Genomic DNA, 21,697 nt, shown 5'->3' on the forward strand with positions numbered 1-21,697 from the left:
CAAAACAATTTCAGGTTGATTATGACGGAAGTAGAACAGCAACTGACACCTCCAGCCGGACCAAAAAAAGATCGGCACATTGCCCGGAACATTGTGCTGATTGTGCTGATCATCCTTTTATTATTGGTCAGTTCCCTCATTGTGATGATGTCTACCGATAAAGGGAGCCGTTTTCTTTTAGACCGGGTATTACAAAGCCAGAAAATTATTAAATATGAATATGAAGGCGGTAACCTGCTCTCGGGAATTGTCCTGAAAAATATTCTGGTTCAATTGCAGGCGGTTGATGTTTCGCTGGACCGGGCAGACGTGTCTTTGGGATGGCGCGCGATTCTGAGCAAAGAAGTGCATCTGAGCCATGCCGATGTCCGTAATCTGAAAATTATCAATAAAAAACCACCTTCAGATGAGCCTTTCGGATTTGAACCGATCAAGCTTCCTTTTGTGTTGCGCGTGAACGAAGCCAGTCTGGACCATCTGGAAATCCAGACAGCAACCTCAAAGGTTGATTTTAATGATGTTTACCTAAAAGACGCTTTATGGTCGGAGACCAAGCTGGAGTTTGAAGAATCCCGTATGGATATGGGTTATCTTGCCGTCCGCAATGCTTCTGGTCATATGGACTTTAGTGGTAAATATCCTTTAAATGCCAATGCTGACCTGATTATCCCGTCATTAAAAAGTCTGGATATTGAAACCATTAAAGTTGCGGCACGTGGTTCTCTGGATAGTCTGAAAGTCGGTGTTGCCACCACCACACCTGATTTGCTGACAGGCTGGGCAATGCTTCATCCGGTACGTGACCATGTGCCAATGAGGGGTGAGTTGTTTTTAAAGAACTATCACTTGCCGATACTCAAGGATCAAAAACTGTTTGCTAAAAATGGTGTTGTCAGTTTTAACGGCGATATTCAAAAACTGGTGTTAAACCTCACGACCGATCTCAAGGGCGAGCAGATTCCTGAAGGGCAATATACAGCCATGATGGATACCGATTTAACTCACCAGTTAAACATCCGTGATTTTAATGGCCAGTTGATGAAAGGTGCCGTGAGCCTGAACGGCATGGTGAACTGGCATGAGCATGTTTCTTGGGATGTCAAAGGGCGTCTGGATCATTTGCAACCTGACAACACGACCGTAGCACAGATTGCACAAGACTTTTTACCACCAAAACTCGATGCCAACATCAGCTCTTCCGGTTCATTGCAAAAAGGACTGGCCGTTGCTGCCCAGGTGGCCTTTGATAAATATGAAACCTGGGCGCTTCAACTTGATCAGGCCGAAGAAAAAAATAATAAACCTCAACCTATGTTGCTGGATATTTCCTGGAAAGGTATTGATCGCGCCATGCCTTACATTGGCTGGCTGAGTAGTGAGGAAGGCCATACCAAACTAGCATTAAAAGAGGGACAACAGGACATTTATGTGGCGACCACGGTACGGCCACATGAACAGGGCTTGTTACCAACAGGTAAATATGAAGCACGTCTGGATTTAAAAGATAACCTGCTGAATGTAGAAAATTTCCGTTATGAGGCGGCAAAAGGAAGTTTGACCGGTCTGGCAAAAGTTAAACTGCCGACCGAAAAACAGCAGTTATCATGGCAAGCGCAACTGAAAGCGCAAGATTTTAATCCGCAGACGGTTGCGGCAGCCGCACCTGTCAATCTGTTAAATGGCGAGATTAAGGCCAACGGCTTTGCCAAGCCAAACCAGCAGATCATCAAGTTTGAACAGATTGACCTCACCGGGCAATTGGCTCAGGCCAATCAGAAAGAAACCGTTGCCTTGAAGGGTAAAAGTACGGCAGCCCTGATTTTTCATGATGAAAAAGCTGGTGGCGGCTTCAAGAGCTTTGCAGTCGACTATGACGGCTCTTTAAATGCCCTGAATCAGGGAAATGGTCTGTTAAAAATTAATGTAGCGGGCACGCCAGACTACATCAAGATTAATGATCTTAAACATGATGGTGTGGCTGGTAAAATCTTTGCAACAGGTGCGGTGAACTTAAAAGACAAGCTGGGCTGGGATATTGACGCATCACTGGTTCGCTTTAAACCGCAATACTTTGTTTCCAGTGTCAAAGGCGAAATTTCTGGTCGTGTAAAAACCCAGGGCGTCTGGTCAGACAAGCTGAAACGGATCGATATCCGTCAGCTGAATGCGGCCGGTTTCTTAAACAATAAGCCGGTTCGTGGGCGTGGTAATCTGAGCTTATTACTCGATTCAAACCAGCAAGGTTTCCTGCCGCAACAGTTTGAAGCCAATGACCTGTTCCTTGCCTATGCGCAAAACCAGTTGCAGGCCACAGGCAATGCACAGAACTTGCGAATCAAGCTGAATGCACCTGCATTATATGAATTGTATCCGGGTTTGCGTGGCCGGGCTTATGGCAGTCTGAATGTCCAGTCGCAACTACGTTTGAGAGCAACTGCAAACATGGTGGTCGATAACTTTGCCTATAATGACCTGGTGAGTATCCGGTCTTTACGTGTACAAGGTGAACTGCCAACATCAGAAACCACACCAACCCAGTTAACCGCGACTTTAAACCAGTTGCGTAGTGGAAACCGTGAAATTCAGAATGCGACGGTCAACCTTGCAGGTACGCGTAAAGCACATGTATTGAAAGTGGAGAGTAAAAACCGTCAATCTACTTTCTATGTACAGCTGGCAGGTGGTTTTAACCCGAATAACGACTGGTTGGGACTGGTGCAGAAAGGTAACTTTAGCTCACGTAACATTAGTCTGGTACAAAACCAGAATGCCCCGATTATCTATACTGCGGCGCAACAGGAACTCTATGTGGGACAGCATTGCTGGCAGAGTGTAAATAGCCAGTTATGTCTGGACCAGCCGGCACGCATGAGCAAGGCAAAAGGTAACTTCTCGCTGGTTACCAAAAATCTGGATTTAAAAGATTTTACTGCATTTATGCCGGAAGGACTGGCGGTTACTGGGCAGCTTAACGGTTATGCCAAAGCGTCTTGGGCCAATGGCGGACATCCTAAACTTGATGCACGTTTAGTGACGCGCAAGGGGGAGATCGGGCTGGCGGCAGATGATCCGCAAGATCCGGCAACTACGGTGACTTACGATGAGTTAAGCCTGATTGCCAAAAGCATCAGTGAAGGGCTGTTATTCCGTGTAGACATGAAAACGCCCGAGATTGGAACCGGCTATGCCAATGTCATTATTGATCCGTTCCAGAACAATATGCCGATGCGTGGCGAAGTGGCTTTTGATGATGTCCAGTTAAAAATCTTGAAGCCATTTATTAAGGATGTGCGCTCAATGGCGGGTACCTTGTCACTGGCGGGTAAGGTCAATGGAACCTTGACCCAACCGCAGGTCACCGGCGAAATGCGCCTGAAAAATGGGGCGATCAGCATGATTTCCCTGCCGGTCAATCTGAGCAATATCCAGCTTTATTCTTCAATTCGGCAAGACTTTGCCACCATTGACGGTGCATTTAACAGTGGACAAGGGGTTGGACGTTTAAAAGGGAATTTTGACTGGAAAAATGAACCTCATCTGACCTTGAACCTGAAAGGTGACAACCTGCTGGTTCGGCAGGCGCCTATGATCACCGCGATTGTAGAACCCGATTTAAATCTGGACGTTTATCCGTTTGATCAGCGTCTGAGCCTGAAAGGCAAGATAGATGTGCCGCGTGCACGTATTTCAATGCCGGAAAGCTCTGCAACAGTGGTCAACCTGTCGCCGGATGTCCGTGTGGTACAACAGGGGCAAGATTTGCTGGCGACCCTCAGAGCAGCCAAACCGTGGGATATCCGTGCAGACATGACGGTGACACTTGGAAATCAGGTGATCTTCCAGGGCTTTGAAAGTACCATTCCACTGGTGGGACGTTTGCACTTATCTCAGCGTGGTCTGGAAACTTCGATGCGTGCCAATGGTGCAATCGGGGTCAGCCAGAAAGTCAAGATTGAAGCCTATGGCCAGAGTCTTGACCTGAACCGGGCGATTGCACGTTTCAATGGTCCATTGGCAAACCCGACCCTGGACATTGATGCCAACAAGCCGGTTCAGGGCAGTATGGTAGGTGTACGTGTGACGGGTACTGCTACCGTGCCGAATATCCAGATTTATAACGATGCCGGTCTGTCTGAGCAAGAGGCACTCAATGCCTTGCTGACCGGACGAATCAACGAAGGTAACAGTGGTCTGAGTAATACCGAGGGCTTTAAGTCTGATGTCAACAATACCATTGCCGCTGCAGGCATCAGTATGGGCTTGGGCGGGACACGTGCCCTCACAAACCAGATCGGACGAACTTTTGGCTTAAGTGGTTTGGCCCTGGACGCACAAGGTACTGGTGACGATACACAGGTGAGCCTGACCGGATATATCACGCCAGATCTGTTTATCCGCTATGGTATTGGTGTATTTACGCCAGTCAACAAGTTGACCTTGCGTTATCAGATGAACCGCCGTTTATATCTGGAAGCCAGCCAGTCTCTGGAACGTGCCATCGATATTTTCTACAACTGGCGCTTCTAGCTGTTTGAAGCTGAACCTGCTTTACCCGTGTAAAGCAGGTTTTTTTATTTGGAATCATGGTGGCATGCCAGCGAAATGAAATGATGGCGTTTGTCATATCATCATGTCTATAAAACATGCACCTTCCTCGTACTAAGCAGGCAAATGAAAGCCTGCCTGTGGTGGGGATTGAATGAATTGTATGTTTTTATTACGTCAGGTCGGGTTTTCTTGACTTACTTTTTGCAAAATACACAACTTTCAGTATGATGGTGGGCATCAAATTAGCCGCAGTATGATGATGAAAAAAGTTTTGTTGATTGCAATAGGTTTGGTTTTGGTTGGTTGTGGTCAGAAAAAGCAGTTAACCCCTGAAGAACAATGGCATGGTTATTGTGTAAGTGTAGGGAATGCGGCGCGTTCAATCACGCTAGATCGTCAAAACGGAATTGATCAAAAGCAGGCAACGGAACATGCAGGCAAGATTGAAGATGAAATGACACGTAAGTTTATTTTCAATATTCTGGATAAAGTATATGCAATTCCTGCAGATGAGCTAAAAAAAGATCCGGAAGCATTACGTGAAAATTTAAAGAAAAAATTTATGGAAGAATGCTTGGCAACGCCACACGACAAGCTGCCGAACTATAAACTTTTTTAATGTGTTCATAAAAAAGACAACATCGTTTGTCTTTTTTTATGGGTGTAATTTATTGTTTTATTAGACATTAACCTAAGACCAAAGCGGTATTTAAAACAGGGGATCATTTCGCTATAAAATAATGGGCATCACGTAGAAATACGGTAGTTGCATTAACATTTAACGCGAAGTCTAGTAAAATTTTGCTGTCCACATTACTTGTAAAGCTTGTACAAAGCTGGAACTTACAAGTAATTTTTTAAAAAAGAGGAATAACACTGTGCTAGAAGCTTACCGCCAACACGTTGAAGAACGTGCCGCACTCGGAGTCCCACCGAAGCCGCTTGATGATGCTCAAACTGCTGAACTCGTAGCCTTATTAAAAAATCCACCGGCAGGTGAAGAAGCATATTTAGTCGATTTGCTAGAAAACCGTGTTCCAGCAGGTGTTGACCAAGCTGCATATGTAAAAGCTGCTTTCTTGGCTGCGGTTGCAAAAGGCGAGGCAACTTCTCCACTCGTGACCAAAGAGCGTGCAGTATACTTACTCGGTACGATGCTGGGTGGTTACAACGTAGCGCCACTTGTTGAACTTCTAGACAATGCTGAACTGGCGGAGCTGGCAGCAGAAGCGTTGAAGAAAACCCTTCTTGTATTTGATGCATTCCATGACGTTGCAGACAAGGCAAAAGCAGGTAATGCAGCAGCGAAAGCCGTTTTACAATCTTGGGCTGAAGCAGAATGGTTCACAAGCCGTCCAGACGTTCCTGAAGAAATCAAGATCACTGTGTTCAAGGTTACAGGTGAGACCAATACCGATGACCTGTCTCCAGCTCAAGATGCTTGGAGCCGTCCGGACATCCCGTTACATGCAAACGCCATGTTGAAAAACGAGCGTGATGGTATCAACCCTGAAAAACCAGGTGAAGTTGGTCCATTAAGCCAAATTAAAGAACTTATCGCGAAAGGCAATCAAGTTGCTTACGTCGGTGACGTTGTGGGTACAGGTTCAAGCCGTAAGTCTGCAACCAACTCGGTTCTTTGGTTCTTCGGTGATGAACTTCCACACATTCCAAACAAAAAAGATGGTGGTGTGTGCTTAGGTTCTAAAATTGCGCCAATTTTCTTCAACACCATGGAAGATGCAGGTGCGTTACCTGTAGAAATCGACGTTGCCAACATGAACATGGGCGACGAAGTTGTACTGAAAATTGATCACGCTGCTGCAAAAGTAACTGCATTCAAAGACGGCGCTCAAATTGCAGAAGCTGACCTTAAAACACCTGTACTTTTAGACGAAGTACGCGCAGGTGGCCGTATTAACCTGATCATTGGTCGTGGTTTAACTGCCAAAGCACGTGAAGAATTAGGTCTTGCACCTTCTACATTGTTCCGTACGCCAGTACAACCTGCTGACACTGGCAAAGGTTTCACCCAGGCTCAGAAGATGGTTGGCCGTGCATGTGGTTTACCAGAAGGTCAAGGTATCCGTCCAGGAACTTACTGTGAACCTAAGATGACAACTGTTGGTTCTCAAGATACAACAGGTCCAATGACTCGTGACGAGTTAAAAGACTTGGCGTGCTTGGGCTTCTCGTCTGACTTGGTGATGCAGTCTTTCTGTCACACTGCTGCATATCCAAAACCGGTTGACGTAACAACGCACCATACATTACCTGACTTCATCATGAACCGTGGTGGTGTATCTTTACGTCCAGGTGACGGTATTATCCACTCTTGGTTAAACCGTATGCTACTTCCAGATACCGTTGGTACTGGTGGTGACTCACATACTCGTTTCCCAATCGGTATTTCGTTCCCGGCGGGTTCAGGTCTTGTTGCGTTCGCTGCTGCAACTGGTGTTATGCCACTGGATATGCCTGAATCCGTACTTGTTAAGTTCAAGGGTAAAATGCAACCTGGTATCACTTTACGTGACCTTGTACATGCGATTCCTTACTACGCAATCCAGGCGGGTGACTTGACTGTAGAGAAGAAAGGTAAGAAAAACATCTTCTCTGGTCGTATCCTTGAGATCGATTTAACAGAAATGGAAAATGACTTGACGGTTGAGCAAGCATTCGAACTTTCTGATGCGTCTGCTGAACGTTCTGCTGCTGGCTGTTCAATCACGCTTTCTGAAGAGAAAGTTGCTGAATACCTGCGTTCTAACATCACCATGTTGAAGTGGATGATCGCTGAAGGTTATGGCGATGCGCGTACACTTGCACGCCGTGCTGAAAACATGCAGAAGTGGTTAGATAACCCAAGTCTGTTAAAAGCTGATGCTGATGCAGAATACTTAAAAGTTTACGAAATCGATCTTGCTGATATCAAAGAACCAATTCTTTGCTGCCCGAACGATCCAGATGACGCGAAACTTCTTTCTGACGTTCAAGGCGACAAGATTGATGAAGTATTCATCGGTTCTTGTATGACCAACATCGGTCACTTCCGTGCAGCGGGTCAGTTACTTGACAAAGTACCTGGTGGTTCATTGTCTACTCGTTTATGGTTGGCTCCACCAACACGTATGGACGAGCATCAATTGATGGAAGAAGGCATGTACAACATCTACGGTCGTGCTGGTGCGCGTACCGAGATGCCAGGCTGTTCATTGTGTATGGGTAACCAGGCACGTGTAGCACCGAACACAACATGTGTATCGACTTCTACACGTAACTTCCCGAACCGTCTAGGTCAAGGTGCAAACGTTTACCTGGCTTCTGCTGAGCTTGCATCTGTCGCTGCGGTTCTTGGTAAATTACCAAGCCCTGAAGAATATCAACAGTACGCGTCGCAAATCGACAGCGCTTCTGCTGACATCTACAAATACTTGAACTTCGACAAGATGAGCGAATATACCAAAGAAGCTGATCAAGTTGACACCAAGAAAATTCAAGCTGCTCAATTGACCTAATCGATTGTTTTTGCTAAAAATAAGGGCTGAGTAATCAGCCCTTATTTTTGAGTACAAATATGCTTGATACAACATTTCTAACTACATTAATATCGAAGTCTGAAAGTCCGATTTTAGAGTTTAAAAGTCAGTGGTATTGGGACGAGAATATTGAAAATTTTGATAAATTGAATTGCTGGGGGGAATTTTTAAAAGATTTTGCATCTTTAGTAAATGCAAATCATGCATATCATAATCAGAATAGATATTTGATTTTTGGAATTAAAGATGATGGTAGTATTTGTGGCATAGATTTTTTAGAATTAGAAACAGAAAAATTTATAAATCAATTAAAAAATAAAATTGAGAATTTCTTTAATTTTTATCCTGACTTTAAAATTTATAAAAATGTTATTAATAACAAAAAAATTATTATATTCGAAATAGAACAACCAAAACAATTGTTGAAAGTAGCTAAAGAATTTCATGATAAGAAAAATATTTGTCGCGAAAATTCTATATTTGTAAGAGGGTTAAGTGAGAAAAAAGATCAAATAGATATAGCAGATGAAAATGAAATATTCTTAATTCAAAAAAATATGGGTATTTTATTACAAGATAGTGAAAAAATATCAGAGGCTAAAATTTCATGCAGAAATATTAAAACAGCACTAGAATATTTAGCTTTAACAAAGAGTTTAAAAATAGTTGAAGGATTTCCATTTGAATTAGAAAGTAATGGAAAATTTAAATACAAATGTAGTGTTTATAGTTATAAAGATGACTTTGATCATCAGTTCGATTTTCTATATGTACACTCAAGCTCAAATTTTAAGCAATTGGCGGTAGAGCTTAGTCAAAAAATTAACACAAAATCACATGATTTTATTGTGGTTACAGATAGACCAATTACTGATAGTTCTAGAAGATTGCAATCTATTGATAAAGCTCTATGCGATCAAAATATAAAAATAAAAAATACAGTTTTTTTAGAAGATTTTGGATTAAATTACATTTATAAAAATGCATTAGATAATGTTGTTTTTAAAAAGTTTAAAAAAAGAGATTCATATGTTCAAAGTAATGCTTTATTGAATGGTAGAGTTAAAGGTGCTCATGATATATTAAATGAGTGGATGAAAAAAGTTTACAATCCAATTCTAGTAATACAAGGTGAAGGTGGTATAGGAAAAACAACATTATTAGAAAATTATTTGAATAAACTAATTGAATTTAACAAAAACACAAAAATTCTCTATATGACCTCTTCAAATATTGTAAAAAAAATACATAATGAAGAATACTATAGGAATATTGATTTATTTGATTTATATAAAGTTGCAAGTGATTCAGGAACATCATTTTCTAGAGAATTACTACGTTTAACATTAGATGATGGACATATTTTACTAGTTTTAGATGGTATTGATGAAGTAATATCTAATTTGGCAAATAAGTTTGATTTTAGGGATTTTATTAATACTATTATTGATGAATATTGCTTTAATAATGGTAATTGTAAAATTGTTTTTACATGTAGAAATCAATTTTGGGAAGAGTTAAACCTAAATCAAGATAATAGTGTGTCAATTCTAACCTTACAACCTTTTGCTTTAAATCAAGCTGAAAAATTTTTCGCTTTAGCTTTTAATGATTCAAAAAAAGAAAAACGGGCAATTAAGATTTTAAATAAATTTAATAAAGAAAAAAATTACTATATTCCTTTTATGTTGGATACAGTAAAGTATTTAATAGAGAAGAAAGAGGAGGAAGCACGAGAGATTGCAGAAGAAGCTGATATTGATGATATTCAGGAGGAGTTGTTCCTATCAATTAATTTTCCATTATTGAAATCTGATAGTTATGATTACTTAATATATAAATTGTGTGGGCATGAGTATAAGAAATATAAATTTTTTGATATAGATAAACAGCTCGATATTTTAACAAAGTTAGCTAGTTATCATGATGGTTCATTACAAATTAATAAGTTATCACTTCTAGATAGTTCGATTGATAATTTGAAAGTGGTTTCATTAAAAGAACATCTTTTATTAGAGGTTAAAGCTGATAAATTTGGTGAATCATTAGTATTTAAATACGATTTTTTAAATAAATATTTTATGCAAGTCTTAATGTCTAAATTTATTATCGGTCTCGATGAATCTAAATTAGATAATGATATACTGAATTTATTTAGTTTTGTTGGTTATGCCAATGCATTCTCAAAAGAAATTCTAGATAGAGTGGCATCTTCTCTAAAATGTAAAGAAGAAAATTATATAGAATTTACCATTCTGCTTTTAGAGACAATTAAAGAATTAATTGAAGATGAGAGTAAAGATATACATTTGTCTAATGTTTTTATTTTATTGTTATATATATATATTAATGTCTACTCTAGAAGCCCAGATGATTTTAATAAAAATATATTCGTGAGTAATAATGAATTGAGTGGTATGTGTTTGAAAAATATATCGCCAATATTTAATTCAAGTAAAAGGATAACATTTAATTTTGAAGGTCTTACGATTGTTGATTCTAAATTTATTAATTATGATTATTTTTGGGATTGTAGTTTTAATGAGAAAACTATTTTCTTAAATTGTGATTTAAATAATATAAAAAATAGACCGACCAAGAAGAATAATATTTCCCCAACATTGTTTGATGGTAGTAAGGTTGATAACAATTTAAAAGAGGCTGTTTTAGATTTGTTTGATAGTTCAGGTAATAAATCTGATAAGATACGTAAGAAAATTGAAAGAATTCTAAAAATTTTTGAATTTAATGGTGTATTTAAGCCACAAAAAGTGAAAAGAGTTAATGCTGAAGTAAGTGGGTTTAGTGGGAATGTGGTTTTAAATAATCTTTTGAAATTAAAAGTAATTGAGAAATATAATGACAGTGTTATGTTGGAGGATGAGTATATAATTTCTAGTGATTATGATGACTTGATTGATGTTGCAGTACAGGATAATAGCTCTATTAAGATGGATCGTTTAGTTAAGAAATGTTTATAATAATTTAATTGAATATTTTTGGTTGATCATAAATTATATTATTTATGATCATTCAGATTTTAATATATTTTATATGCAATCCCGCCTCTTATGTATTGGTGGATTTCTTAACGGTTCCGCTGTGAAAGATCAAGGTGACAGTTTTATCTGTATTGAAAATGGCAAACAAGTAAGCTACTACAAAAAGGAAATTTTCCATCAAGATTCGTGGGATCAAGATTACTACGTCTGTGAAACTACAACAGACCAACAAGCGCGAAACTGGGTTTATGACATCAAGCCTGACTAATGAAACTGATATAATTTTAGTATTTCTTTCAAATACGTATATGAAAGAAGCCCCTTTGAAAGGGGCTTCTTTTTAACCTAAATAATCCTACCAATAACCCAATACTTTCCACCACAGTCCGCCAATCACCACAAAGATGATGATATTGACCACACTCATGACAAAGCCAGCTTTCCACCATTCACCCAGCGTAGTGTAACCTGAACCGAATACCACAGGCGATGTACCTGTTGCATAATGGGTTAAGGTCATCATGATACTTGATGCTGCTGCCATCATTAAGGCAAATAACATCGGTGGTGCACCTAACGCCAGTCCAGCCGTATAGAAGGCTGCAAACATCGCGGTGATATGTGCTGTGGTACTGGCAAACATATAATGTGCATATAGATAGGCCAGCATTAGCAATAAACAGGCAGGCATCCAGCTGAGGCCCAAATGGCCAATCCCTGTTTCGAGTACGCCAGAGAACCATGTGATTAAACCGAGCTTGTTTAAATAAGTCGCCATCATTACCAAAGCTGCGAACCAGGTAATGGTATCCCAAGCACTTTTTTGCGTCAGGATGTCTTCCCAAGTCAGTACGCCAGTGATGAGTAGTAAACCTAAGCCAATAAAGGCAGTGGTCGTCGGATCAACCGCCCAGGCCGAACCGAAAATCATGGCCGGGATACCTGCCCATAACAGCAGTAAAATCCCAAATACACCCAGCATAATGATTTCATTTTTTCTGACAGGCCCCATTTCTTTTAACTTGGTTTTGGCAAACTGCGCTGCGTTTGGGGTTTCCTTAACTTCAGGTGGATACATCCAGTACATGATTAACGGCATGATGATCAAGGCAATTAGGCCCGGTAATAACATCGCCAGTGCCCAGGTACTCCAGCTTAAGGAAATCTGGCTGTTGGTTGCTTTTGCCACCAGATCGACCACCAGCGGGTTAGGAGCGGTTGCGGTAATAAACATGGCCGAGGTAATCGGATTGGCTTGATAGTTGACCAAGGCCAAGTATTTCCCCATACGACCTTCGGTGCCTTTGGCTGGGTCAGAGTCATAACTGGTCGAAATTGCACGGACAATCGGGTGGATAATCCCGCCACCACGTGCTGTATTACTTGGGGTCACCGGTGCAAGAATCAGTTCAGACAACACCATGCTATAACCGATACCAATGGTTTTTTTGCCCCATACCGCGATAAATAAATAGCCTAAGCGTGCGCCCAGACCGGTTTTTTGCAATCCTTTAGAGATCATGATCGAAATACCGATCAACCAGATCAGTGGATTGGCAAAGCTGCTGAGCGCATCCTGAATGGCACCACTTGGGCTATCGTTGGTGACACCGGTCACGGCGACCAGGGTAATGGCGATAATGGCGATGGCACCAATCGGCATGGCTTTACCAATAATGGCGGCAATTACACCGACAAACATTGCCAGTAAATGCCATGCATCAGGATCGACGCCAGCAGGTACAGGAATCACGAACCAGATGATTAATGTAATAAATAGAGAGATCAGCGTCGGGAGAGCTTTAAATCCCATGTAAATTCCCCTTGTTGTCACGGGTTTAATAAAATTTATAGTTCTTTATGAATAAATCGTTAAAGAAATAACCACGAAGATTTTATTATCGGTGAAGGGGAGGCATAAACACAAAGGCAGTTTTGTTGAAAAGCGTTATATCGTGCAATGCCTTTATAAATGCTTCTGTTTTAAACGGCTAACCGGGCTTGCGGACAAAATCGCTTATCAAATTTATGGCCAGCATGCTACATTTTTAGCTTGCTGGATAGAACCCTCATACCATATGACCCGATTTTCCTGGATGCAGTTAAGACGCTTTGTTTATGACAACCTGCATAATGATGATTATAAAAGCAAGGTGAGCACCTGCGTAAACTACCTGCTCATCGCCTTAATTATTGGTAACGTTGCTGCGGTACTGCTTGAGTCCGTGAACGAGTTTTATCAACTCTATAAGCCTTATTTTGATATCTTTGAAAATCTCTCGATCATGATTTTTAGTGGTGAGTATTTATTGAGATTGTGGAGTATTGTTGAAAAAAATCCACAAGAAGCAGCATGGAAACAACGCATTCGCTGGATGAAAAGTGGTGGGGCAATCATTGACCTCATGGCAATTTTACCGGCTTACCTGAACTTCTTTGTGCATCTGGATCTGCGTTTCCTCAGGGTATTAAGGCTGTTCCGTTTATTGAAACTCACGCGTTACTTTGTGTCGTTACAGATTCTGTTGCGTGTTATTCAACGTGAAAAAGGCTCATTTCAGGCGGTCATCTTTATCCTGGTGATCATGATTGTGATGACGGCCTCTGCAATTTATGTGGTTGAAAATAAGGCCCAGCCAGAAGCCTTTAGCTCCATTCCTCAAGCGATGTGGTGGGCGGTGGTGACCCTGACCACAGTGGGTTATGGGGATGTAACGCCTGTAACCAACCTCGGCCGGATACTTGGGGCATTTATAACCATTCTCGGGGTCGGACTTGCGGCTTTACCGGCCGGTATTCTGGCTTCCGGACTGGCCAATGAACTGAATCAGCGTAATCAAAGACTAGAGCAAGAGTTTAGGGAGGTTTTGCAAGCCAAAGGACTGGACTTGCTGCATGATCAGGTGGAGATCGAACGGATCCGCAAGAAAGTCGGTTTACCCAAAGAACAGACCCATGAAATTATCATGCAGCTGGTGCGGGAAAAGCTGATTGAAGATCAGGAACAACAAAAAAAGCATTATCGCTTTTGCCCACACTGTGGTGAAAAGCTGCCTGAATAATTTAAAGATTTATTATAAAAATGTAGAGCAGGGTTAAGTTCAGGTTCTTAATCATTTCCCGATCTGAATAGTTCTAGAGCGCTATAACTTCAGTGTGTGAGCGCTTAGCACTGTTTATGCCTGAAGATAAATTCCGATCAGTATTAAGCTGTACTTCATTGAGATTAAAATTCATTTAAAAAAGTTAACAATAATATTTATCATTTGTGATAGTTTCTTATTTACTATTTTGTAATTTTTAAGCTGGTTTTAAGCTTAAATGACCGGTGAAGTTCTCCCAACATGATAAAGCGGCGTTACCTGATTGTATTATTAGTTCCTCTGGCAATGATTTCCCTGTTTGTCGGGGTAGGCGAAATGAGCCTTGCGGGTTTGTGGGCGGGTAACCCTCAAGACTGGCAACTGTTCTGGACCAGCCGTTTACCGCGTCTGATGGCCATTATTGTGGCCGGCGCCGGGCTGAGTGTCTGCGGTCTGATCATGCAGTCGTTGAGCCGTAACCGTTTTGTATCTCCCACCACCGCAGGCCTGTATGACTGTGCCCGTTTAGGTGTTCTGGTTTCGATCATTTTACTGCCCAGTGCTTCAATTTTTATCAAAACCGGTTTTGCCATTGCGGTAACGCTCATTGGCGCGCTGGCATTTATGAGTGTTCTGGCCACGCTCAAGCATCGGGATACTGTCTTTGTGCCACTGGTCGGCATGATTTTCGGCAGTATTATTTCCGCCTTTACCACCTTTGTTGCCTTGCAACTGGATTTATTACAGAACCTGGCAGGCTGGTTACAAGGTGATTTTTCCACCATTTTAAATGGTCAATACGAGCTGATCTACCTCAGTGTACCGGTACTGATCCTGATTTATATCTTTGCCAATCGTTTTGTTCTGGCTGGCTTGGGGCAAGATTTTTCCACCAATCTGGGGCTCAATTATAAACAGACACTTTTTATTGGGCTGTTACTGGTGTCTGTGATTACCGGTGTGGTGATTGTGACAGTTGGTGCAATTCCATTTCTTGGCTTGATTGTACCGAATCTGGTGAGCCTGTATCTGGGTGACCATATCCGGAAAACCCTTTCACATACGGTCTTACTGGGGGCTTTGCTGGTTCTGCTCTGTGATGTATTTGGCCGGGTGGTGATTTTTCCTTATGAGGTCTCTGTCAGCTTGATTATGGGAGTGTTGGGCAGTGTCATATTTTTGTGGCTGCTCCTCAGGAGGTATCGTCATGTCTCATAAAGCCCAATTAATTATTTTAACCTTGGCGGTGCTTGCAAGCATCGGACTGTATCTGGGCTGGAATCTGGGCGTAGCATGGCAATACGCCTTGAATCTGCGTTTAAAAACGGTTGCAGCTATTGTGGTAGCAGCGACCGCAGTTGGTGTTTCGACTCTGGTTTTCCATACTATTGTCAATAACCGGGTGGTGACCCCGCAGGCATTGGGGCTGGATAAATTATATGAACTGTCCAAGACGGCGATTATCTATTTCTTTGGTGCCAGTACCTTATTGTCACTGAATTTTGTGACGGATTATCTGGTCAGTTTGCTGTTCATGCTGTGCTTTGCCTTGCTGCTGTATCGTTTTATTTTCCAGAAAGTGGCGCAGCAAAATATTTACTTTCTGCTGCTGGTAGGGCTGATCTGTTCAACCTTGTTCGACAACATGACTACTTTCTTTCAGGTCTTGCTCGATCCGGATGAATTTCAGATTGCTGCCTATGCCGGTTTTGCCAGTTTTAATGTGGTGAAGATGGAAACGGTCGGGCTGTCCTTGCTCACCATTGTGCCAGTACTGCTATATAGCTTAAAGCACACTCACCAGCTCGACGTGATGGCATTGGGACGCGATCATGCGCTGAATCTGGGGCTGGATTATGACAAGACCAGTCGCTTGCTGTTGATTCTGGTGGTATTGGCACTGGCTTCTGCAACAGCTTTGGCTGGCCCAATGATGTTCCTCGGTCTGCTGGTACTCAACATTACGCTGGAGCTGTTCAAGACCCATCAGCATTACATCTTGCTGCCCGGCATTATTCTGGTCAGTATTCTGTGCCTGATGCTGGGGCAGTTCATGGTGCTGCATGTATTGAATTTCAAAACCACGCTCAGTGTGATTATTAACTTTGTCGGTGGAATTTATTTCTTCTGGATCTTATTGAAGGAAAATAAAAAATGGCAATAGAGCTCAGGCATTTAAGCAAAAGTTATCAGCAACAGCAGGTTGTAGATGATGTATCGCTACACATTGCCAAAGGGCAATTTACCGCATTTATCGGGCCGAATGGTGCAGGCAAAAGTACTGTGCTTTCGATCATGAGCCGTTTAATCGAGGCCGATCAGGGACAGGTTTTGCTAGATGGTCAAGACTTACAACAGATGAAAAGTGCCGATATTGCCAAAAAGCTGGCAATTTTAAAGCAGTCCAATCATACCGAGCTGCGTCTCAGCATTGAGGAACTGGTCGCTTTTGGCCGGTTCCCGTATTCACAAGGACGGCTGACTGAACAAGACCGTCAGGTAATTGACCGTTCGATTGCCTATATGGATTTAGATGCCTTACGTCAGCGTCAAATCAGCGAGTTGTCTGGTGGGCAACGACAACGCGCTTATATCGCCATGATTCTGGCGCAGGACACCGACTATATCTTGCTGGATGAACCCTTGAACAATCTGGATATGAAGCATTCTTCCCAGATTATGCGGGTTTTGAAAGATCTGGCCGAGAATCATGGCAAATCAATCATTGTGGTGATTCATGACATTAATTTTGCCTCAGTCTATGCCGATCACATCATTGCCATGAAACAGGGGCAACTGGTTTATCAGGGAACGCCTCAAGAGTTGATGGATGAACAGGTTCTCAAGGATATTTTCGATTTCCATATTCCGATCCAGCAGGTTCAGCAACATAAATTAGGTTTGTATTTTATGAGTTAGGAGGCTGTTATGCTTTTCAAAAAAACATTGCCGGTCATGATGTTAAGTGTGGCCCTGACTGCATGTGGCAATTCCAGCACACCTTCGGCAAATCAGGACAGTCATACGGCCGCTCCACATGACACTTTGAGTTTTAACAGTAAGGCCGGTCAGATTAGTATTCCTGCGAGTGTGTCGCGTATTGCAGTGCTGGATACCAGTGCTTTAAATACCATTCATGCCTTGGGAGCCGATGATAAGGTGGTGGCCTTGCCGAAAGGAACGCCGTTACCCAAAGCATTGCAAAATTTCAGTAATGGTCAATATCTGGATGTAGGGACAGTGAAGGAACCAAATCTGGAAAAAATTGCAGCCAGCCAACCTGAACTGATTTTGATGAGTGGACGCATGGAAAATCTGGTCGGACAGATCAGGCAGATTGCGCCGACCTACTTTGTCGATGTGGATTACAACGATCAGTTCAATTCCTTTAAGCAGCAAACTTTGAATATCGCTGAAATGGTAGGCAAGAAGCCAGAAGCCGAGCAGCAATTACAAACGCTGGAAAAAGATATTACAGCCTTAAAAGCCAAGACCAAAGGCAAAACCGCATTGGTGATCCTGGTCAATAACAGCAAGATCGCAGCCTATGGGCCGGGTTCACGCTTTGGCAATATTCATGACCTCTATGGTTTTACTCCAGCCGATCCTTCGATCAAGGTGGGATTGCATGGTATGGCGGTGTCGCATGAGTTTATTGCCCAGAAAAATCCGGACTACCTGTTTGTGATTGACCGTGGTGCAGCCATTACCGACAATCAGCAAGGTGCCAAGCAGGTATTAAATAACCAGATCATTCAACAGACCAAAGCAGCTAAAAACGGCAATATCGTTTATCTGGATTCGAGTAACTGGTATTTGATGAATAATGGTCTGGATGGGATGAAAGCCATGCTCAAGGAAGTAGCGGATGCCGTAAAGTAAAATCCAGTCTATCGATATGATAACAACAACCCGAAGCACTGGCTTCGGGTTTTTTATATGATAATGGGAAGCAAACACGACCTTATAAGATAATGCATATTTCTTTACTGTATATTGTTATCAAAATGGCATGATCGACAGATTATGAAATTAATGCATTAAAATCAGTGGGTGAAACTGCTGTTAAGAGGCAGCAGTTTCAGTTTTCCGTGAATATCTGGCGTAAGCCAGGGCAATCAATAAAATGGCCAAGCCACCTAAGCTTAAAACAAAGCCAACCCAGATTGGCGCCAGCCAGCCCATATCATGACTAAGCACCCATCCACCCAAAAAAGCACCCAGAGCATTGGCTAAGTTAAATGCCGAATGGTTGAGGGAAGCTGCCAGCGTTTGTGCATCTCCCGCAATGTCCATGAGATGCGTTTGCAATGCACCACCGAGACCAATCACGGTAAAACCGATCAGGAACAGGGCTGCAATTGCGGTATACAGATTGGCCATCATAAAGCTGGCTGCAACAAAGGCAAGAGCAGAGCTGATCAGGATGCCAATAATGGTTTTAAACAGGTTTTTATCGGCCAGCCAACCCGCAACCAGACCACCAATCACCATTCCAATCCCCCAGATTGCCAAGGCAATAGGCACCACACTGATATTGGCATGGGTATATTCGGTCAAAATCGGTGAAACATAGCTATATACCGAGAACATGCCACCAAAGCCGATTGCGCCAACTGCAAGGGTTAGCCACATATTGATATTCTTGAGGCCAGCCAGTTCTGCTTTAATACTGGCGGTTTTTTGTAGCGGAATATTGGGAACAAACAGGCTGACCCCAATCAGGGTAATAAAGGCAATCACGGCAGAAAATTCAAATCCTGCTTTCCAGCCAAATTGCTGTCCCAGCCAGGTCGCAATAGGAACACCAATCACATTGGCAATGGTTAAACCCATCATCACTTGTGCAATCGCCGTAGCGCGGCGCTGTTTGCCTGCCAGTTCTGCAGCAACCAGTGCTGCTACACCAAAGTAGGCGCCATGTGGAAAACCGGCAATAAAACGGGACACCAGCATGGCTTCCGGGGTGGTTGCAAAGGCGGTCGCCGCATTGGCCAGGCCATAAAAAAGCATCAAGCCCAGCAATAGGGTCTTGCGCGGAACTTTTGCCCCTAGAATGGCAATAATTGGCGCTCCAACCATTACGCCAAGTGCATAAGCACTAATGAAATAACCTGCATGGGGCACACTGACATTGAGGTCAGTGGCGATTTCCTGAATCAGGCCCATTGCTACAAACTCGGTCGTTCCAATACAGAAACTACCAACGGCAAGTGAAAAAATAACCAGAAATAAAGAATAATTGTGTGGGGGAGTTGAAGGCAGGGAAGAGCTTGGCGAAGACATAATATCTCAAGTATAAAAAGTCCACCGTATTATATTCGACTGGCTTTTAAAAAAAGTGAAATGGAACATATTTTTTTATCGTTAAGCAGGGTCATAAAAAGACAGGTCAATTGTAATGATAATTATTTTCATCTATGATGCAGCAAAATATATATTTTTTACATGAAGATTTTAAAGGCGGGAAAGATGAAAAAATTATTGGTCAGCTCATTGCTGCTTGTTTCGGGCTATAGTGTTGCACATGAACCATATGTGGCTCCTGTTGCCTATACCACTCAACAAACCCAGGTTGCAATTATTTCCGGTTATGCCGAGGAAGCCTTAAATAGTGAATATGCATTAAAAGATGCAAAGTTTGAGATCACGGCACCGAATCAGGAAAAATCGACGGTAGTAGCAGATACCAGACTTGGTTCGGCGAGTGTATTTGATCTGAAGCTACCTGAGGCAGGCACTTATCAGGTACAGACTAAAGCAAGCTATCCGCTGAAATATGTGCAGGATCAGAAGCAGTGGAAAATGTTTTTTGACATGCCTGCAGATCAGGCACCTGCAAAAGCGGAGCGTGATTTTGTGATTCCTGCCGACCTAAACAGCAAGAATATCAAACCGGTTGAAATCACGCGTGAATGGACTTTATTGACGTATGTCAGTAAAGATAAACATAGCCCTGTTCAAGTAAGTACCGCACCCGTACAGGTCGAGTTCTTCACCCATCCAAATGAGTTAAAAGCCAATCAGCGAGCAAAAATTAAAGTAACGAAAGCACAAAAAGCTTTAGCCAATGCTGAGGTGGTCATTCGTGCGAAAGGGGCTACAGACAAGCAAGGAATTCGCCTGAAAACGGCGGCTGATGGTAGTGCTGAGCTGTTATTTCCAAAAACTGGTGAATATCTGATTGAAGTCAGTGAAGCTGTTGATCTAAGGCAAAAGCCGGGTAATCAGTTTTATAGCATGATCAGTGTTGCCGTAAACTGATCTGTTCATGGAGATTAATCCAAAAAATTATGCTATTTCAGGTTTTTTTAAACAAAAATTAATTTATGGATTAATCTTCGGTTTTGCCTGGTTTAAGAAATGATGTTTTTCATTTCTGGAAAATTAGGCAAAACCTGAGCTGTGATTGAAGCAGCATTAGATCTGCAAAATGCGTTCGCTACCTATATTGAATACTTGATATTACAAAAATATTCTCTGGCAAAAGTCATCCTGCCTCAAACAGCTGCAAATGACCTTGCTGTGTACCTAAATCAATTACATAATCAAATATTTATGTGTTTACATCGATTATTCATTTGATTGACCGGACTGATCATCCATGGCGTTACTATAAAACTTTACACCCAGTTGAATCCGGTCACGGCCATTGCTCATACGCCAGCGATTGGTATCTCTCAGTGAATAAACACAGCCGCAATACTCTTGTTGATAAAACTCTTCTCGTTTGCTGATTTCCAGCATACGTACTGCGCCGCCGTGTTTGCGCCAGTTATAGTCCCAATATTGAAGACCCGGATAGTGCGCGGCAGCACGCAGACCACAGTCATTGATCTGCTGCATGTTTTTCCAGCGTGAAATGCCAAGTGAACTGCTGATCAGGCTAAAACCATGTTCATGGGCATAGAGTGCAGTACGTTCAAAACGCATGTCAAAGCACATGGTGCAGCGAATACCTTTTTCAGGTTCATTTTCCATACCTTTGGCACGGGCAAACCAGTTGTCGGTATCGTAATCACAGTCGATAAACGGAATATTGTGTTTGTTGGCAAAGCGGATATTTTCTTCCTTGCGGATCAGGTATTCCTTGACTGGATGAATATTCGGATTATAAAAAAAGATTGAAAAATCAATGCCAGATTCAATCAGGGTCTCCATGACTTCACCAGAACATGGTGCACAGCATGAATGGAGCAGCAGTTTATTATGTCCTTCTGGCAAGCTTAATTTTTGGCGTTCAAGGGTCTTGTGACTTTGTCGGGTCATCGGCGGCATAGTCTATAAAAAAATAATTTGTCATTGTAAAAGTTTTAAGTCGGCAAAAGGCTTGAATTGAATGAAATATTCTCAGCTCAAGCTGAAATTTTTTAAAGCGTGAAAATATATTTTCTGGTTTTATGCTGCATAGTTGAATAGTGCGCCTTCAAAATCAAAAATGCTTAAATTGACGAGAAACAGAGTTTGAGTGACTTTCTCCCTTCGGATGAGCTTGTAAGTCCAACCGGGAAGGTAGAGGTTTCAT

Annotated in this window: 14 protein-coding genes; 11 read left to right on the plus strand and 3 right to left on the minus strand. The window is 42.2% G+C overall.

The features are described 5' to 3' along the window. Positions 1–21 precede the first annotated feature (21 nt). The 5 genes from OC23_RS06870 to OC23_RS06890 all read left to right on the plus strand — a co-directional run bounded on the left by OC23_RS06870 (position 22) and on the right by OC23_RS06890 (position 11,357). A complete protein-coding gene (locus tag OC23_RS06870) occupies positions 22–4,527 on the plus strand; it encodes a translocation/assembly module TamB domain-containing protein (protein ID WP_038343778.1) in 4,506 nt (1,501 codons plus the stop codon). A gap of 280 nt (positions 4,528–4,807) precedes the next feature. Further along, positions 4,808–5,167: a hypothetical protein gene (locus tag OC23_RS19275; protein ID WP_038344383.1), complete on the plus strand. Its 360-nt coding sequence runs from the start codon at positions 4,808–4,810 to the stop codon at positions 5,165–5,167. A 259-nt stretch (positions 5,168–5,426) separates the two neighbouring features. After that, positions 5,427–8,066 (plus strand): bifunctional aconitate hydratase 2/2-methylisocitrate dehydratase, encoded by a 2,640-nt coding sequence (locus OC23_RS06880; protein ID WP_038343779.1) that lies wholly within the window; start codon positions 5,427–5,429, stop codon positions 8,064–8,066. Positions 8,067–8,125: 59 nt separating this feature from the next. Then, complete coding sequence (locus OC23_RS06885; RefSeq protein WP_038343781.1) at positions 8,126–11,068, plus strand: RNA-binding domain-containing protein; 2,943 nt, start codon at positions 8,126–8,128, stop codon at positions 11,066–11,068. A 73-nt stretch (positions 11,069–11,141) separates the two neighbouring features. Continuing rightward, on the plus strand, positions 11,142–11,357 hold the full coding sequence (locus OC23_RS06890; RefSeq protein ID WP_038343783.1) for a hypothetical protein: 216 nt from the start codon (positions 11,142–11,144) through the stop codon (positions 11,355–11,357). 87 nt (positions 11,358–11,444) lie between these two features. On the opposite strand, the gene OC23_RS06895 is transcribed toward OC23_RS06890, so the two are convergent. After that, positions 11,445–12,902 (minus strand): DASS family sodium-coupled anion symporter, encoded by a 1,458-nt coding sequence (locus OC23_RS06895; RefSeq protein WP_038343784.1) that lies wholly within the window; start codon positions 12,900–12,902, stop codon positions 11,445–11,447. A gap of 265 nt (positions 12,903–13,167) precedes the next feature. On the opposite strand from OC23_RS06895, the gene OC23_RS06900 reads away from it, so the two are divergent. The 5 genes from OC23_RS06900 to OC23_RS06920 all read left to right on the plus strand — a co-directional run bounded on the left by OC23_RS06900 (position 13,168) and on the right by OC23_RS06920 (position 18,054). Further along, complete coding sequence (locus tag OC23_RS06900; protein ID WP_038343785.1) at positions 13,168–14,151, plus strand: ion transporter; 984 nt, start codon at positions 13,168–13,170, stop codon at positions 14,149–14,151. A gap of 282 nt (positions 14,152–14,433) precedes the next feature. Continuing rightward, positions 14,434–15,390 carry an ABC transporter permease gene (locus tag OC23_RS06905; protein ID WP_038343786.1) on the plus strand — a complete coding sequence of 319 codons (957 nt, stop codon included), beginning with the start codon at positions 14,434–14,436 and terminating at the stop codon, positions 15,388–15,390. Then, complete coding sequence (locus tag OC23_RS06910; RefSeq protein WP_038343787.1) at positions 15,380–16,336, plus strand: iron chelate uptake ABC transporter family permease subunit; 957 nt, start codon at positions 15,380–15,382, stop codon at positions 16,334–16,336. The genes OC23_RS06905 and OC23_RS06910 overlap by 11 nt, the downstream gene beginning before the upstream one ends. Then, complete coding sequence (locus OC23_RS06915) at positions 16,327–17,091, plus strand: ABC transporter ATP-binding protein (RefSeq protein WP_038343789.1); 765 nt, start codon at positions 16,327–16,329, stop codon at positions 17,089–17,091. Before OC23_RS06910 ends, OC23_RS06915 begins: the two co-directional genes overlap by 10 nt. A gap of 9 nt (positions 17,092–17,100) precedes the next feature. After that, entirely contained in the window at positions 17,101–18,054 is a 954-nt protein-coding gene (locus tag OC23_RS06920; RefSeq protein ID WP_038343790.1) for a siderophore ABC transporter substrate-binding protein, read from the plus strand. A 183-nt stretch (positions 18,055–18,237) separates the two neighbouring features. Here the strand turns inward: OC23_RS06920 and OC23_RS06925 are convergent, their stop codons facing one another. Next, positions 18,238–19,458, minus strand: a complete 1,221-nt coding sequence (locus OC23_RS06925; RefSeq protein WP_038343791.1) for an MFS transporter — start codon at positions 19,456–19,458, stop codon at positions 18,238–18,240. Between the two features lie 186 nt (positions 19,459–19,644). On the opposite strand from OC23_RS06925, the gene OC23_RS06930 reads away from it, so the two are divergent. Next, positions 19,645–20,436, plus strand: a complete 792-nt coding sequence (locus OC23_RS06930; RefSeq protein WP_038343792.1) for a DUF4198 domain-containing protein — start codon at positions 19,645–19,647, stop codon at positions 20,434–20,436. A gap of 309 nt (positions 20,437–20,745) precedes the next feature. Here OC23_RS06930 and OC23_RS06940 read toward each other — a convergent pair whose 3' ends face one another. Next, entirely contained in the window at positions 20,746–21,450 is a 705-nt protein-coding gene (locus OC23_RS06940) for an epoxyqueuosine reductase QueH (protein ID WP_038343795.1), read from the minus strand. Positions 21,451–21,697: the final 247 nt, after the last annotated feature.

The organism is Acinetobacter sp. A47, from assembly GCF_000805455.1.
Lineage (GTDB): Bacteria > Pseudomonadota > Gammaproteobacteria > Pseudomonadales > Moraxellaceae > Acinetobacter.